Below are 13639 nucleotides of genomic sequence, written 5' to 3'. Positions count from 1 at the left end.
CATAATTTGGAGATCAATCATGACCATCGCTGCCCTTGTGGCGGGCGGACCCTTGCGCATGGGCGCAACGGGACCGGCCGTGACTGCCGTTCAGCTCGCTTTGCACAATGCGGGATACGACCTTGAGGCCGATGGCGGCTTTGGAACCATCACCCAGACAGCTCTCAAAGCCTTCGAGGCCAGCCACCGGCTGCGGCCGGATGGCGTCGTCGATGCTCCAACGGCTCAGGCTCTCGACAAGATTGCCCCGCCGCCGTCGGTCCTGAAGGTGGCGCCTTGGCTTTCGACTATGCGCGCCATCACCGGCACGAAGGAAGCCCCGTCTTCGAAGGACAACCCCTTCATCATCGAGATGGCCCACGAGATCGTGCGGCGCTATCCGAACCTAAAGGGGAACGTCGGTTGGTACAACCATGACAGCATCGCCTGGTGCGGCCTTGGCATCGGCTACGTCATGGCGGTGAATGGCATCAAGCCGGCCAGCACGCCGCTCTCAGCGCTCGCGTGGGCGACTTGGGGCCAGCGCCTCAAAGTCTCGACGCCCGGCGCCGTGATGGTTTACAGCCGCACCGGTGGCGGCCACGTCACTCTGTATGAATCCGAAGACGTGAATTTTTACTACTGCCGCGGCGGCAATCAGTCCGACAGCGTCAACGTTACTAAGATCCCGAAATCCCGGCCCATCAAGGCGCTCCGCTGGCCCGCCGGCGTCCCGCTGCCGACGGCTGGCCGCAAGATGGGTGCAACCGGGCAGGCCGTCAAGGCGGGGTCCGAAGCCAGAGAATTCTGCCGCGCGACGCGTGGCGCATGATCTGTTTGGGTCTGGGTTTATTTGGCGATCGATGCGATGGCCTCGACCGATATCCCGGTGACCAACACGGCTCCGTAAATGGCGATAATCGCCAGTTCAAGTTTTCTGCGCATCGACTTTTTCTTCTGAACTCTGGCGCAGTCCGTACCGCGCTCGGCGGCCTCCGAGCAAATTGAAACCCTCAAAGGTGGAACTATGAAACGCTTCGTTCTGGCGGCCCTGGCGGCTGCCCTCTTTGTCGTGGCCGCGCCGGCCGCTTTCGCTGCCTCGATCGACATCGGTCAGCAATCAACGGTAGCCTGCAGGAAATCGTCAACGGCGTCGTGACGGCCCTGATCGCCGGCTTGTTCGGCTGGGTCGCAATCGTCGTCAAAAACAAGTTCAACATCGATATCGAGGCCAAACATCGTGAGGCGATCACGGCATTCGTTCAGCGGCAGGCCTCCAGCTTGATCGCAATGGGCGCCGTCAAGCTGGATGGCATCAAGGTCGAAGTCCAGAACGCTGCTCTCGCCGACGCAGCGAACAAGGCTCTGGCCGCGATCCCCGATGCCTTGAAGTTCTTTGGCATCACGCCGGCATCTATCCAGCAGCGCATCATCGACATGCTGCCGAAGGAGCCGGCGGTCGCGCAGGCTCAGGCCGTGGCAATCGACGTGGCCAAACCGGTGACGCCGAGCACCGCAGCCCCTTCCGGCACCTAAGCCATGCTCTCGATCGTCGCGGCATGGACCGCAAAGGAGGGCGTCGGGCTTCTGTTCGGCGCTCTCGCCAAGATGCTGCTGGACGGCTGGAACTCGTACCAAGCCAATCAGGCACTCCGGGAGGCCGGCGCTGCGCAGGCCACCAACAGAATCAACGTGGAAACGGCTGAGACCAAAGATGCGATGGAAGCTGTTCCTCGTCCTTCCGACGACAGTGTTGCTGACAGCCTGCGATCCGGGAAGTTCTGACGTTGTCGTCAAGATCGTTTGCCCGACCATCATGCAGTACGATGCAAAAACCCAAGAGCGGGCGCTGGCTGAGTATCAGGCGTTGCCTGCAGGGTCGGCCCTCAAGCAGTTCATCGGAGACTACAAGCGCCTTCGGGACCAGGTCACAGTCTGTCGGACGCGGTCGGCAACGTAGTGGGCACGGGAATGGAAAATGGCCTCGCATGGGCCGCCGTCGGCGCCGCCGCAGGTGTGGTGATGTGCTCAATCGGATTCGCTACATTCTGGATGAGCATTCAACGCCAGATCACTGAAGCAAAAACAGAAGCCAGCGCTGCGGGGCTCCGCGGCGTTCAGGCCAATCTGAAGATTGACACCATGCAGACGAGCCTCTCGGACTTCAAAGTCTACGCCGAGAAGGAATTCGTGAACCACGACGATCTCAAGGAACTGGTCGGCCGTCACGAGGCCCAGTTCGACAATCTGCGCGAGGATCTGAAGGGCATCACCACGCGCCTCGACCGGCTGCTCGAAAGCCGGCTACCAGCCACCCATGCCTGAAGGGAAATGGCCCGACGCTCAACCGAATCCATGAGCGCCGGGCTTAGCCTAAACGTGGCTTCTGGGGGCACGCCGACCATCGACCTCTAGCATCACAATCAAAGGAAATTCAATGATCCGCCTGTTCTCGGCGTGCGTTTTGCTGTGCGCATTTCTCATCTCACCAGCCTCTGCCCAGGACTTTCTCGATGGGGTGGTCTCGATCAACGTCACCCTGACCAGGGAGGAAAGCCGCCAAGCTCGATGCGCTCTATCTGGGTTTCCTGAAGGAGGGAAAACCGGAAGCGGAAGCCGCGCGCCTGGCTCAAGAGAAGTTCGACGCTTTGAACATAAGCCGCTCCAAGGCAGACCAACACCCATGAACCGGTTTATCATCTTTGCGCTGCTGTTCCCGCCGATTGGGATGCTCGTCTTCCAAAGCCCCGACTTGGTCTCGAAAGGCATTCCTGCGAGCGAGGAGTGGTTGGCGTGGGTGATTTCATCGTACCCCATCGCAATCGTCCCGGCGTTGTTGATGGCGTGGGTAGACCAGGTACTGTCGAAGCAACCTCTCCACCCTTTGAAAACAACAGCAGTGGGAGGTCTGGCTTCCTTACTGGTTCTCGTCTTCCTAGGTGGACTTTCGGCGTTTTGGTCAAGTGTGATGGCCATTCTTTTGGGCGCAGTTCCAGCGGCGGTGTGTTCGTGGCTGTCGGATAAGCTGCATCGCCAGCCAGTATGACGTGGGGGACGGCTACCACGGCCGCCGGACGGCTTCCGGCGAACGGTTCAACACCTACGCCCTGACGGCCGCGCACAAGACCAGGCGCTTCGGCAGCCACGTCACGGTCACGAACAAGGCTAATGGCCGGTCGGTGCAGGTTCGCATCAATGACCGTGGGCCGTTCATCAAGGGGCGCTGCATCGATCTCAGCCACGCCGCGGCGAGCACGATCGGCATGGGAGGGCTGGCGCGTGTCACCGTGGAATGACCGCATCCGGGATTGAGCCCGGATAGCTGGTGGCGAGACAGGCACTTGTTCCAAACACAAATTCGCCGACGGCCTTGTGCCGCGCCGGAGCGCCTCTATATGATATGGATCGGTCCGGGGATGGCCCCGCCCGATTAGAACTAGGGCAAGGAGGCTCTCTTCAATGACAAAACCACCCAACACCCCCATTTCGCACCAAGCTGTGCTTATCCGCCAGCTTGGTGAAGAAATTCACGGTCTCGATTGGCAGGCACCTTTATGTGCTGCAATTGGCGTCTCGCCTAGGTCGATGCGCCGCTGGGTCAGTGGCGAAGACCCAATCCCCCGCGGAGTTTTGGTCGATATCCATCGGCATGCTGAGGCGCGGTGGACGCCGATCAAGTATTTCGATGATGAACTCGCCAAGCTTCTCAGCAATGAAATACTAGATCCGCTTCAGCCCGTGCCCAACGGTTCGCTGTTGCCGGATTCCCACGGTCTGGCATTCGCCATGAAGACTGGCGCAGGTCGTGCAATCCGCTGTTACATCCGTCGGGAGGTGCTCGACGATCGCGTGAAAACGAATCCTTTCGCGAAAGTCACGAAGTATTTCTCGGATCATGCCGACGCATTCTATGTCGCGGCGCAGCGCAAGTTCGACGCTGGAGATTATGACGACGCCGGCATTGTGATCAGCAATGTCGACGTCCTCGATCTCGACTTGCCCGACGAGCGTTGGCAGTAGCTGGCGAAACAGTCGTATTAGAAGTCAGCACGGCTGCCGAAAGGTGGCCGGGCTTTTTGCTTTCCCATTCATTATTAGTTGTAGGACTGGTTCGGTGCGAACAGGCAGGGTGCAATGCACAAGCAAAAATCCTCCCGGAGAGTCAACTTTGGTCAGGCCATCGTCCTAATGGTTCTGTTTGCCATGCTGGTTTTCGCAATCGTGTGGTCCATGATGGCGTGGACGTCGGCCGAGGACGCTGAGATGTCGATCCATGGGTGGATTGCCTTGGCGCTCGGGACCGTTTTCTCGCTCGTCATTGGATGCGGCCTGATGGCCCTGATGTTTTATAGCAGTCGAAGCGGCTACGACGACACGGCAAACACCGATTGGCGCAACGACAAAACCACGCCAGATGATTAAGTCTGGTAGGCAGGGGCGATCAGCCGCGGCGGATCCGCTTACCCGGCGCCGACGATGGTGGCCGGAGCTTTTCTATTTGTGGGAAATCAATCTGCTGACGGCAGCCTGCGCATCGTAAATTCGATCCGGCCGTCATCGAGCTCGCGAAAGTGTTCGACTTCCGTGGAATAGCCGCCGACAGGGTAGCGGCGCAGGATTTCACGGGCCTTGGCTCTGGCTGCCTCCAGCGGAAGGGTGTGCGTCTCGCGCACGAATCCATCCGACAAGCGCTGTCCTCGGCGAGGATTTTTGCGATTGTCGTGATCTTTGGGTTTCATCGCTCGTGCGCCGGCTTGCGGCGTCCCCAATGTGGATCTTTCCGGCTGCTATCGTAGACCGGAGTGCCTTTGGGAAAGAGCGCTTGCAGCATGCCGATTCGTGCGAACTCGATCGGCCCGTCGTACTCGGCGGCTTGAATCAAGACGTGCATCGCGTTCTGCCATGGTGGTGCGTCGTGCGTCTGCTTTGGCAGCCGGGTGATGTATTCGCCGGCGTCCTGCAGCGTGGCCAAGGTACCGCCAGCGGGCAGGGCAATGGGCTCGGAAAATCGGGTCGACCAGGACACAACGCGACTCCGCAACTGAATGGCGGATTCAAGCGTCGAGAGTCTGATTTGTTCCTACCTCTTGCGAGCGGTAGCTGGCTCCGAGAACATGCCTTCAATTGGGGTTTCGAGTGCCTGACAGATTGCGAACAGCGTACTGGCGCTGATCCGGTTCGCGGCCTTCTCGTATTTTTGGATCTGCTGGAATGAGACGCCAGCCGCCTGCCCAAGGTCAGCTTGGCTCAGCTTCTTTGCGACGCGAGCTTCACGGATACGTCGGCCAATGACGACGTCGACTTTCTTTGCACTGCGAGGGCTGAGAGGCTTTTTCATGGTTCAGAGAGTATCCCGTGATCGGTACTCTTCCACATAAAGAACCCGCCGCACTCGTGCATTTTGATAATGCCATCGGCTATGAGCTTGTCGCGGCCAAGCGTGTATTCCGCGACGCTCGCCCTGTCGTTCCATATAAAGGTCGAGTTCCATTCCCCGATCGGCATGAGGCCGTCATCAATACGGAGCGTCTTGGCGATCTCGAGCAGTCTTGCTGCGGCGGCTTCTGCGGTGGAGTAGGGGCGGTCTTTGACGTGCTTCTCGAACGGCTTGCTCATAGGGTAGGCGCTTCGTCTTTCTTCTTGCCGCGACCGACGATTTTCAGCGCGCCATCCGGTAGGGGGCGCTGAAGCTTCATCGCCTCGTCGGCGGGGGCCGTCATCCAGGCTTGCAGCTCTTCAGGGGTTGTCAGGATAACGGGCATCGTTTTCGGGTGGATTGTGCCGACTTCGGCATTCGGCTCGGTGGTCAGGAAGGCAAAGATGTCGTTCGTTGTCTCGCCTTCTTTGACCTTCCGAACCGACGTCCAGTTCGTCCAGATTCCCGCAAAAAATGCCAGAGGTCTAATCTCGTCGAACGCAAACCAGATGTCACCGCCCTCAGTTTTGTTGAACTCGCTGAAGGACGTGAACGGCACCAAGCAACGCGACTCGACGCCTAACCAGCGCTTCCAATGCTTGCTGTCGAGGTTGCGAATGTTGGTCGTGCCGCTGTCGGGCTCCATCCGCAGGAGCTCCTTGAAGTCGAACTGCTTGCCCTTTTCTTCAAGCTTCGCTGCCCGCTTCTTCGTGGCCTGCATATGAGCGAACTGTGAGGACGGCATCCCCCATCGGGCTAGCGTCAGTTCCGTGGCCCGGGAGCCGTTACGCACGATCGGAGCCGGATAATCTGGGAAAATACCTGGCATCGACTGGAGGTTGCCGGTGCTGTCGACGTCGAAATTGAAGCCGGCGGATGGCGTCCTGGTTCTTCGTCATCGAGTAGAGATTGCACATTATCAGGTGTCCGTTCGCAATTGCCGCGGTCGCTCGCCTAGCTGTTGCAGCGTCGCGGACGGCCGCCTCCCAGCCTTTCTGCATTTCTCGCATCTTAGCTTGCTGGCGAGATCGTGCACGAAGGTGGTTGGCGGACAGCGTAGCGCAGAGAGGTCGATGTTGTTTGGCGTCTTGCACCTGGAGCATTCAATCTCCAGCCAGGGGAAGCCGCCGTTGATGGCCTGATCGACTGTAGGAGAGGGGTCAATCGGTTCGCCATCCGCCCACATCCGTTCGTTCCAGCTTTCGCAGAGAAGTCGGTCGGCCTGCCTGATCAGGGCGTCACCTTTGGATCGCATCTCGTCGGACTGGGTGGCCAGGATGGCGGTCATGCCGCGCGCTTTTCGGAGCTCCTTATTCAGAGCTTTCCGGTCGCCGCCTGAGAGAGGCGTGGGATGATATTTCGGAGCCATATGGGCATCCAGGCGCGACGGTCAAAAAGGAAAATCAAAAATGTTATGTCGTCTCAAATGACGGCCAGCAGCCGTCTTCCTCAAGGCGTCCTGAGCGTTCTTGGCAGCCGTTGTCGAGCAGCTTCATGCCGACATCTTTCCAGACTGCATGGACTCCGTAGAGGCGCACGGCATCTACTGTCTGGATCTCCACGATCCGGTCGCAGCGCCGGCAGGTCACGCGCAAGACGTGCCGGGGAATTTCCGAGAGGCGACGTTGCTGGATGGGAACGCCGGTGCGGATCTGACCGCGCGGATCCCGGACGATGGAATCCCAATACGCCTCCGGCAGATCGTCCGCAGGCCCGGGCACCGGAATAGGCGGCTCGGGTACGCGGCTCGGCCTGGAAGCCAGCTTTTCCATCTGTTTGGGCGTCGGCATGCGCCAGCTTGCGGGTCTGTCACTCATGCCCTCAATTAGAACATAAGAAGAACAAAAGTCGAGTCCGCTGAGGTTGAACTTCCGGCCTAGGAAACAGTCGCTAGCGCGAAGTCACTATTTTTAGTAGAGTTAAATTATAATATGCAACCCTCGGGCGTTTACGCCGTTGTTGTGTGCCGACATCGGAGCGGCGAACAATGAATGCCTCAAATCAAATCGACATAAACCGAAAGATTAGGCTCAGCCGCGTTGCCGGTGATCTGCGGCGATCATCGACCAGTAGGCATGGAAACATCGAGGGATGGAAAATATCTCATCTGCTTCGAGACGCTCAGACGACTGCACAAGCCGATGAAGCTGAGCGGCGGTTGACTATTTGGCGGTCTCAGCCGGTCGCTTATCAGGACTGGCAGCGGACGGTGGAAGATTGAACGCATATGCCATACGCCGCGTATGATCAACTCAGCTGCTCGAAATCCAATTCATCCGATATTTGCCATTTGCTGTCAGGAAATGGCATGGTTGGCAGTTAGGGTGAAGCGAGGCGATTAGAATGGTTCTCGACGACTGGTCAGCGCTCCAGCTGCGTCTGTCCTTATTTTCAGACGCCATTCTTGCCCCCACAGAAGCGGCCTGGACCCGCCTGACTGGGCAAAGTGAAGCAGAAAATCGCATAGCGTTGCCGGGCGTGCCGGGGGGGCGACAGTATTCTGGTGAACTAATGGGCGGTCTGCTCGCCCTGACGTTTAATTTGAACAGAATCGACGTAATATTGACCGGCAATCCGAATATAACGCCGGAGGTGGCCTCGGCCATGCGCTTTCCCACGATTGGGAAATGGCCCGAGTCATCGCAGCTTTTTGCAAAGATGGTGGCGGCTTTCACTGAACAGATGCCTGAGCGATTTACCCGAATTGCCTTCGGAGCGCACATAGTCGCTGAAGCAGACAGCAAGGAGGCTAGCTACGGCATTCTTGCCACTATGCTGAAGTCGGTCACCGTTGATCCTGGTAAAATGCGTGAGCTGCAGTTTCGGATAAACTGGCCCGAACAAAGCAAGGTTGATCCAGGTTTAGAGATCAATCGCATCACCGCATGGAGCTCCTTGAGCATCACATCTGGCCTTCTTCAGACCTCTAACCAAGGGCTGGCTGGGGGGCCTGTTTCGACAGTAAATGTCGCGAGTCTGGAGATTGACAACAATACATCTGCAGATAGAAAGGAGCCGATTGAAAAACCGCAGATATTGCCTATATTTGAAGAACTTTTAGCGCTGGCGAACCAGAATGCCAGCAGCGGCGAGCGCCCATGAACGCCATGCACCTTCACGCATTCGACGAAGTCGAGACGGTTCCAGAAGATTTTGCGTTGCCTGTCTCGCTCAATAACGCGAGAGGCTCTTTGGCGCGTGAGCTCTGTACTGTGCTCCTCGAACCCGAAGTCTCGACCGGTGGATTAAAATGGTTCAGCTCAAAACTTGAGAGCCATCTCGTCTGTAAGCACGTTGTGCCGGTTACCCACTTCACCGGTCACGGCCAGTTTCCTTCCGTGAATTTAGCACTGGCGCTAGGATTCAGACCTAATCTCGCGATGGCTCCACGCATCCTCTTTACTGATTGCAGCTCAGCGTCTGACGATTTCGCGATGACTTGGGCTGAAACCAACTTTCACCGCGTGAATACGACCTTGCATCTGGCTAGTGCAACCTCTCAGCAGAGCATTGCTCAACAATTTGAGGTCGTATGGGCGTCCTCTTTGTTGGGGGATCATAATGTTCGTATAGATCCGTTTTCAGAGTACGCTCGGTTTTCCGTTTCTAATTGGGATGGCCAAGGAGCAAGTGCAATTTGCTCCGATACTTTATTGGCCGCCCGGACTCTTTTGGCCGCCCTCCCTCGCGCTGCAGAGAAGCCCGACGTTGCCCCCGCTGCCGACGGCACAATCGGATTCGAGTGGATCCACGAAACAGGCCACCTCCGTAAACTGTTTATTGATGTCGGGCCGCAGACCATATGGCGTGCCTACCGAAAGTATAGCGATGGCAACTATGACCATACTGAGGGCAGAACGTCTGACGAGAACTTAGCCCAAAGAATGGAAGACTTATTTGAGATGGTGGGCGGTTAGCAAATGCCTCTGTCGGACGGGGATGCCGCCGACGGCGGAGACGTGTGGTTTAGAGTTGCAACTCAGGAAGCCCATTTGGTCCGTGGCCGAGTCCATCACAGCGCTTTCAAGGGTACGGCAATATCCGCGCCGGAACCTGATTTGAATAGGCCATGGGCCCTCGAGATGTCCGGCAGATTGCGCTCGCTCGCAGGCGATACGGCGAAAATTGAAGCCGACGCGTTAGCTTATTGCGCAAAACATTCCGGGCCGGGAGGCACGAAAACCTTCGGCGGCGTAATGTACGCACGTGTTGACAGAGCACGGAGCACGTTTGAAGACACTTTAGACACGAATGTACATTTTACGCCTCTGGTAGATGACAGCGCTCATAGTGATCTCACCTTTTCAAGAGCGATGTCGCCAGAAGAGCGTTCACGGATAGCGGACTGGCTGCAGGATCTATTTGAGGCTCTACATAGTTCACAAGTACATTTCCTGGATAAAGTATAGCAGCTTTCTCTACAGCAACGACCTTGATTAGGGCACGGTATACGGAGCCGGCGTGAACAAGCACTCATTTTCGGAAAGCTTGGTCCTGAGGCGACAATCCCAATATTTCTCCACCATGATGCCCGCTATCAAAATAGCGAGACACACGAGACAAAAGACTGCCAACCGACCGTCTGCTTTCATGCTCGCCATTTTACCCGGCGACGGTGAGGGCGTCACGGGGATTGGTCAGGATCGCGCCACTATGGGCGCTCGTACTGTAACTTCATGCACCAATGCGCGTGTCCAACGTGGCGTCATGGGCCATGGATGTATTCCTGATTCGCAAATGCAACGCTAAAGTCTGCGTATCAACAGATTCGGAGACTGGAATGCAGACGACCACGGTTCGCGTCACCACACCAATGCCATCGGGCAAGGAGCCACTGGTTTGGCACTTCGATCTGATGACAGCAAATCCCGCCGAGGCCATCCGTTGGACAAAGGCCACGCCTCAGGTCCTTCCTCACGCGATCGTCGAAGTTGTCGAGCGCGCTCCTAACTGATCGTTATTCGGAAGTGCGGGGCTCGGAAACTAGGGAGTGGCCCGATCTGGCGGCCACACGCGCACGATACCAAGAAAGCGTCATTCGGAAGATTCCGAAGGAAATCACGTAGCCGAGGCACCAGGAATAAAACATCAAATACCCAAGCGCTCCTAGCGGGCTGTTGTCGGGCCCGCGAGTTACTCGATCGTAGACCCAGATTGCCAAGAGCCCTGGTCCTACGAGCACGTAATAGACATTCACCCAGCGAGCATTGCCGAACACCCCGATGACCACAGCGACCGCTGACAAGACGGCTACCGAAGGGACGCAATAGATTGCGAGAAGTAAGAGCACAGTGGCGCGTTCCTATTCCATCTACGCTGAGGTGGCCCACGCGGTCTCGTACGCTATTGATAGCACTCGGGAGACCTTACCGAGGGCTGGTAAGATGGCATGCAATGCATAACGACATGGTCGGTATCTCGTTGGGTGGTTGAGCCCGAACCTAGCGAACCAGGCGGCGCCCGCCCGGAAAGCACTTATAGTCGGGCCCATGCTCTTGTTTGCAAGAGGTGTGCACGTCGGCCACGAAAAAGGCTGCCATCAGAACCACGAGAATTAAACACGCTATGGCTATTCGCGGGTTCGTCATCGCCACTCACAGATTCCAAGTAAGCCACTGAGTTCGGAAGAGGCCATATCCCATTTACCCGATGGCGGGGAGGGCGTCACGGGGCAGACCACAACGATCATTTGTGTTCAATGCATCGGCCGGTTCAGCGAAATTTCCGCAATCATGTTGCCGCCGTCATCGAGAACCTGCAGGCTCGCTGTAGCATTGGGTTAGGACCGTGAGCATCTAGAGGATCGAGAAAGTGAACTCATCCAGATGATGCAGTGGTGTCTCGCACCAGCGGCGCGTGGCGATCCACTAGTACGGCGCTCGCCTGGTTCAGGCCGATTATCTCGACCGCTATACCGTGCCGCCGCATCTTGCCGACGACTTCATCGAGCGCGGCAACGGAGGTGATGTCCCAAAGGTGAGCCGCGGTCAGGTCGATGCGGACGGTGCGGACAGTGTCGCGCAGGTCGAAGTGATCGGCAAAGATGTCGGCGCTGGCGAAGAAGATCTGACCGGATACAGTGTAGATCCGGGTGTCCGTCGTAGCGTCATGGCTGATCTGCACCTCCATCAACCGGGTTACCTTGAAGGCGAAGAACACGCCGCTGAGCAGCACACCGACCCCCACGCCTATGGCCAGATCATGGGTCGCCACCGTCACCGCGACGGTGGCCAGCATGACGATGCCCGAGACCTTTGGATGGCGGGCAAGGTCACGGATCGAGCCCCAGGAGAAGGTGCTGATCGACACCATGATCATGATCGCCACGAGGGCGGCGACGGGTACCTGCGCAACCCATGGCCGCAGTGGCACCATGACGATTAGCAGGAAGACACCGGCCACCAGCGTCGACAGCCGGCCGCGGCCGCCATAGCGCACATTGCCGACGGTCTGGCCGATCATGCCGCAGCCGGCGATGCCGCCGAACAGGCCGGCAGCCACGTTGGCGAGGCCAAGCCCTGTGCATTCGCGGGCCTTGGAACTGGTGGTCTCCGTCAGGTCGTCGACGACGCTGGCGGTCATCATGGACTCCAGCAGCCCGACCGCTGCCATCGCCAGTGCATAGGGCGCGATGATGCTGAGCGTTGCCCATGTCAGCGGTACGCCCGGGAAGCTGAAGGTGGGCAGCGCATTCGGCAGGCGGCCGAGATCGGCGACGCTGTGGATTGGCATCGGGAAGGCGACGGCAACCACCGTCAGCACAACGATGCAGATCAGCGGCGAGGGAATGGCGGTGGTCAGGCGTGGCACCAGATAGATGATGGCGAGGCCGAGCCCGATCATCGCATAGGTGTGCCAGGTGACGCCGAGCATCTGCGGCACCTGCGCCGAGAAAATCAGGATCGCCAGAGCATTGACGAAGCCGGTGCGCACTGAGCGCGACACGAAGCGCATTAACACGTCGAGTTTGAGCAGGCCGAACACGATCTGAAGCAGCCCGGCGAGCAGCGTGGCTGCCAGCAGGTACTTTAAGCCATGGCTGCCCACCAACGCCGCGGCGACAAGCGCCACCGATCCTGCGGCACCGGAGATCATCGCCGGGCGCCCCCCGGCGAAGGCGATGACGATACCGATAACGAAGGACGCAAATAGTCCGACTTCCGGATCGACGCCGGCGACGAAGGAGAATGCGATGACTTCGGGGATCAAAGCAAAGGTGCCGACCATGCCGGCGAGAACGTCGCGGCGAATGCTCATGGCGCCGCCAACCCACTCGGAGTGGTAGCGGGGAAAGGACGAGGATTTCATGGATAGTTTCCGCAGTGGCGCCAAACAGTGCACCGCGGGATGCGATGGACGACTGTCGGGCCGGCGTGCGTGGTCCGGCGGATCGGCGGCCGGAAGAGCCACCCGGGGTTTCACCGGGTCCAGAGCGATGACAAATTACTAGCGTCATACAATAATTAAGGCAAGCGAGCGAAGATCGCGATCATACGGCGCGGCCTACAACGCAGTAGAGTCCGACCAGGACCTCCAAGGCTCTATTTGTTCATCGAAGCAACGGGCACATCCAGCGTGTAAGTGAAGCCCGATGGCGGGTATAGTCGCGACTATTCGTCTCTCTCAGCGCGCTGACAATGACTTTGCTGATGGCGGAAGCATCGCCTGGCTTCGAATGGCGGACTTCACAGTTTATGATTTTGGCGCTTCCGATTTCAGTTTTGACCCATCGCCCGCAGTGGCGGCAGACCGCCCGAATATAAGATATGCCTGGTCCTTATTGTCAACGCGATAGCTACTTTGCAGATACCACGGCGGCATCTATTCTGACGGTAGCGTCACGAGAGGGCCGACCGTCGAATGGATCAAGTCGTAGGGATCCTAATCCACATCATTCTAGACGTCATCATCCGGGCGACGGGCCGAAATGTGCTCAAACTCGTCGGGCTGCGAAGTCGATCTGAACGGACTGAGACGATCATTGGGAGTGCGTTCTGGGCAGCAATAGCAGTCGCAGCCTTCGTCGGAATCAGATCGCTGGCGTGATCCCTCCTTTTCCATCAGCGCGAATGCCGTCCGAAACCATTGGCCAATCAAGCTTCGACTCGTCGCCCTTTTTGGCACCGGTGAGGTCAGTGCACGAATGCGCATTCAAATTCGATATTAAATGTGTCTGGTTACCACGCGTCTTTCCCTGGGCACCGTTCGGATCAATTGAATCAAGAACGAAGGAACTGAAGTTCG

Annotated in this window: 19 protein-coding genes, 1 pseudogene and 1 other annotated feature; of the genes and pseudogenes, 11 read left to right on the top strand and 9 right to left on the bottom strand. The window is 57.9% G+C overall.

What is annotated here, in order from left to right:
* The first annotated feature begins 19 nt into the window (after positions 1 to 19).
* Entirely contained in the window at positions 20 to 811 is a 792-nt protein-coding gene (locus tag AB7951_RS15550; RefSeq protein ID WP_441255900.1) for a TIGR02594 family protein, read from the top strand.
* Between the two features lie 17 nt (positions 812 to 828).
* On the opposite strand, the gene AB7951_RS15545 is transcribed toward AB7951_RS15550, so the two are convergent.
* Positions 829 to 1089 (bottom strand): hypothetical protein, encoded by a 261-nt coding sequence (locus tag AB7951_RS15545; RefSeq protein WP_441255899.1) that lies wholly within the window; start codon positions 1087 to 1089, stop codon positions 829 to 831.
* Positions 1090 to 1134: 45 nt separating this feature from the next.
* Between AB7951_RS15545 and AB7951_RS15540 the strand changes: the two genes are divergently transcribed.
* From AB7951_RS15540 to AB7951_RS15510, 7 genes are all read left to right on the top strand, one after another.
* Positions 1135 to 1515, top strand: coding sequence for a hypothetical protein (locus tag AB7951_RS15540; protein ID WP_441255898.1), 381 nt, complete (start codon positions 1135 to 1137; stop codon positions 1513 to 1515).
* A gap of 3 nt (positions 1516 to 1518) precedes the next feature.
* Positions 1519 to 1764: a hypothetical protein gene (locus tag AB7951_RS15535; protein ID WP_441255897.1), complete on the top strand. Its 246-nt coding sequence runs from the start codon at positions 1519 to 1521 to the stop codon at positions 1762 to 1764.
* A gap of 186 nt (positions 1765 to 1950) precedes the next feature.
* Entirely contained in the window at positions 1951 to 2304 is a 354-nt protein-coding gene (locus AB7951_RS15530) for a hypothetical protein (RefSeq protein WP_441255896.1), read from the top strand.
* A 112-nt stretch (positions 2305 to 2416) separates the two neighbouring features.
* The gene (locus AB7951_RS15525) at positions 2417 to 3025 is read left to right on the top strand and encodes a hypothetical protein (protein WP_441255895.1); all 609 of its coding nucleotides are present in this window, start codon (positions 2417 to 2419) and stop codon (positions 3023 to 3025) included.
* Positions 3000 to 3275, top strand: coding sequence for a septal ring lytic transglycosylase RlpA family protein (locus tag AB7951_RS15520; RefSeq protein ID WP_441256118.1), 276 nt, complete (start codon positions 3000 to 3002; stop codon positions 3273 to 3275). The genes AB7951_RS15525 and AB7951_RS15520 overlap by 26 nt, the downstream gene beginning before the upstream one ends.
* Before the next feature lie 163 nt (positions 3276 to 3438).
* A complete protein-coding gene (locus tag AB7951_RS15515; protein ID WP_441255894.1) occupies positions 3439 to 3999 on the top strand; it encodes a hypothetical protein in 561 nt (186 codons plus the stop codon).
* A 183-nt stretch (positions 4000 to 4182) separates the two neighbouring features.
* Positions 4183 to 4401 carry a hypothetical protein gene (locus tag AB7951_RS15510; RefSeq protein ID WP_441256117.1) on the top strand — a complete coding sequence of 73 codons (219 nt, stop codon included), beginning with the start codon at positions 4183 to 4185 and terminating at the stop codon, positions 4399 to 4401.
* A gap of 86 nt (positions 4402 to 4487) precedes the next feature.
* Here the strand turns inward: AB7951_RS15510 and AB7951_RS15505 are convergent, their stop codons facing one another.
* From AB7951_RS15505 to AB7951_RS15475, 7 genes and pseudogenes are all read right to left on the bottom strand, one after another.
* Positions 4488 to 4718 carry a hypothetical protein gene (locus tag AB7951_RS15505; RefSeq protein WP_441255893.1) on the bottom strand — a complete coding sequence of 77 codons (231 nt, stop codon included), beginning with the start codon at positions 4716 to 4718 and terminating at the stop codon, positions 4488 to 4490.
* A complete protein-coding gene (locus AB7951_RS15500) occupies positions 4715 to 5005 on the bottom strand; it encodes a hypothetical protein (RefSeq protein WP_441255892.1) in 291 nt (96 codons plus the stop codon). Before AB7951_RS15500 ends, AB7951_RS15505 begins: the two co-directional genes overlap by 4 nt.
* A 54-nt stretch (positions 5006 to 5059) precedes the next feature.
* The gene (locus AB7951_RS15495; RefSeq protein WP_441255891.1) at positions 5060 to 5317 is read right to left on the bottom strand and encodes a helix-turn-helix domain-containing protein; all 258 of its coding nucleotides are present in this window, start codon (positions 5315 to 5317) and stop codon (positions 5060 to 5062) included.
* The gene (locus AB7951_RS15490; protein ID WP_441255890.1) at positions 5314 to 5595 is read right to left on the bottom strand and encodes a hypothetical protein; all 282 of its coding nucleotides are present in this window, start codon (positions 5593 to 5595) and stop codon (positions 5314 to 5316) included. Before AB7951_RS15490 ends, AB7951_RS15495 begins: the two co-directional genes overlap by 4 nt.
* Positions 5592 to 6312 (bottom strand): annotated as a pseudogene (locus AB7951_RS15485) (SOS response-associated peptidase). Before AB7951_RS15485 ends, AB7951_RS15490 begins: the two are co-directional and overlap by 4 nt.
* A gap of 2 nt (positions 6313 to 6314) precedes the next feature.
* Positions 6315 to 6764, bottom strand: coding sequence for a hypothetical protein (locus AB7951_RS15480; protein WP_441255889.1), 450 nt, complete (start codon positions 6762 to 6764; stop codon positions 6315 to 6317).
* Positions 6765 to 6807: 43 nt separating this feature from the next.
* Complete coding sequence (locus AB7951_RS15475; protein ID WP_441255888.1) at positions 6808 to 7185, bottom strand: hypothetical protein; 378 nt, start codon at positions 7183 to 7185, stop codon at positions 6808 to 6810.
* A gap of 553 nt (positions 7186 to 7738) precedes the next feature.
* Here AB7951_RS15475 and AB7951_RS15470 point away from each other — a divergent pair.
* From AB7951_RS15470 to AB7951_RS15460, 3 genes are all read left to right on the top strand, one after another.
* A complete protein-coding gene (locus AB7951_RS15470; RefSeq protein WP_441255887.1) occupies positions 7739 to 8497 on the top strand; it encodes a hypothetical protein in 759 nt (252 codons plus the stop codon).
* On the top strand, positions 8494 to 9312 hold the full coding sequence (locus AB7951_RS15465; RefSeq protein WP_441255886.1) for a hypothetical protein: 819 nt from the start codon (positions 8494 to 8496) through the stop codon (positions 9310 to 9312). The genes AB7951_RS15470 and AB7951_RS15465 overlap by 4 nt, the downstream gene beginning before the upstream one ends.
* Positions 9313 to 10175: 863 nt before the next feature.
* Positions 10176 to 10349 carry a hypothetical protein gene (locus AB7951_RS15460; protein WP_158596809.1) on the top strand — a complete coding sequence of 58 codons (174 nt, stop codon included), beginning with the start codon at positions 10176 to 10178 and terminating at the stop codon, positions 10347 to 10349.
* 863 nt (positions 10350 to 11212) lie between these two features.
* Here AB7951_RS15460 and AB7951_RS15455 read toward each other — a convergent pair.
* Complete coding sequence (locus AB7951_RS15455) at positions 11213 to 12703, bottom strand: SulP family inorganic anion transporter (RefSeq protein WP_441255885.1); 1491 nt, start codon at positions 12701 to 12703, stop codon at positions 11213 to 11215.
* A gap of 68 nt (positions 12704 to 12771) precedes the next feature.
* Positions 12772 to 12827: a sequence feature (sul1 is cis-regulatory element that is thought to sense ions involved in sulfur or methionine metabolism; They are found in Alphaproteobacteria), on the bottom strand.
* Positions 12828 to 13639: the final 812 nt, after the last annotated feature.

The sequence above is a fragment of the Tardiphaga sp. 285_C5_N1_2 genome (assembly GCF_052076065.1).
Classification (GTDB): domain Bacteria; phylum Pseudomonadota; class Alphaproteobacteria; order Rhizobiales; family Xanthobacteraceae; genus Tardiphaga; species Tardiphaga robiniae.
This window is presented reverse-complemented; position numbering and strand designations above follow the sequence as displayed.

Coding starts and splice junctions, on each gene's coding strand:
- AB7951_RS15550 (WP_441255900.1), top strand. CDS start 20: ATGACCATCGCTGCCCTTGTGGCGGGCGGACCCTTGCGCATGGGCGCA.
- AB7951_RS15545 (WP_441255899.1), bottom strand. CDS start 1,089: ATGTCGATCGAGGCAGCGAAAGCGGCCGGCGCGGCCACGACAAAGAGG.
- AB7951_RS15535 (WP_441255897.1), top strand. CDS start 1,519: ATGCTCTCGATCGTCGCGGCATGGACCGCAAAGGAGGGCGTCGGGCTT.
- AB7951_RS15530 (WP_441255896.1), top strand. CDS start 1,951: ATGGAAAATGGCCTCGCATGGGCCGCCGTCGGCGCCGCCGCAGGTGTG.
- AB7951_RS15525 (WP_441255895.1), top strand. CDS start 2,417: ATGATCCGCCTGTTCTCGGCGTGCGTTTTGCTGTGCGCATTTCTCATC.
- AB7951_RS15515 (WP_441255894.1), top strand. CDS start 3,439: ATGACAAAACCACCCAACACCCCCATTTCGCACCAAGCTGTGCTTATC.
- AB7951_RS15510 (WP_441256117.1), top strand. CDS start 4,183: ATGCTGGTTTTCGCAATCGTGTGGTCCATGATGGCGTGGACGTCGGCC.
- AB7951_RS15505 (WP_441255893.1), bottom strand. CDS start 4,718: ATGAAACCCAAAGATCACGACAATCGCAAAAATCCTCGCCGAGGACAG.
- AB7951_RS15495 (WP_441255891.1), bottom strand. CDS start 5,317: ATGAAAAAGCCTCTCAGCCCTCGCAGTGCAAAGAAAGTCGACGTCGTC.
- AB7951_RS15490 (WP_441255890.1), bottom strand. CDS start 5,595: ATGAGCAAGCCGTTCGAGAAGCACGTCAAAGACCGCCCCTACTCCACC.
- AB7951_RS15480 (WP_441255889.1), bottom strand. CDS start 6,764: ATGGCTCCGAAATATCATCCCACGCCTCTCTCAGGCGGCGACCGGAAA.
- AB7951_RS15475 (WP_441255888.1), bottom strand. CDS start 7,185: ATGCCGACGCCCAAACAGATGGAAAAGCTGGCTTCCAGGCCGAGCCGC.
- AB7951_RS15470 (WP_441255887.1), top strand. CDS start 7,739: ATGGTTCTCGACGACTGGTCAGCGCTCCAGCTGCGTCTGTCCTTATTT.
- AB7951_RS15465 (WP_441255886.1), top strand. CDS start 8,494: ATGAACGCCATGCACCTTCACGCATTCGACGAAGTCGAGACGGTTCCA.
- AB7951_RS15460 (WP_158596809.1), top strand. CDS start 10,176: ATGCAGACGACCACGGTTCGCGTCACCACACCAATGCCATCGGGCAAG.
- AB7951_RS15455 (WP_441255885.1), bottom strand. CDS start 12,703: ATGAAATCCTCGTCCTTTCCCCGCTACCACTCCGAGTGGGTTGGCGGC.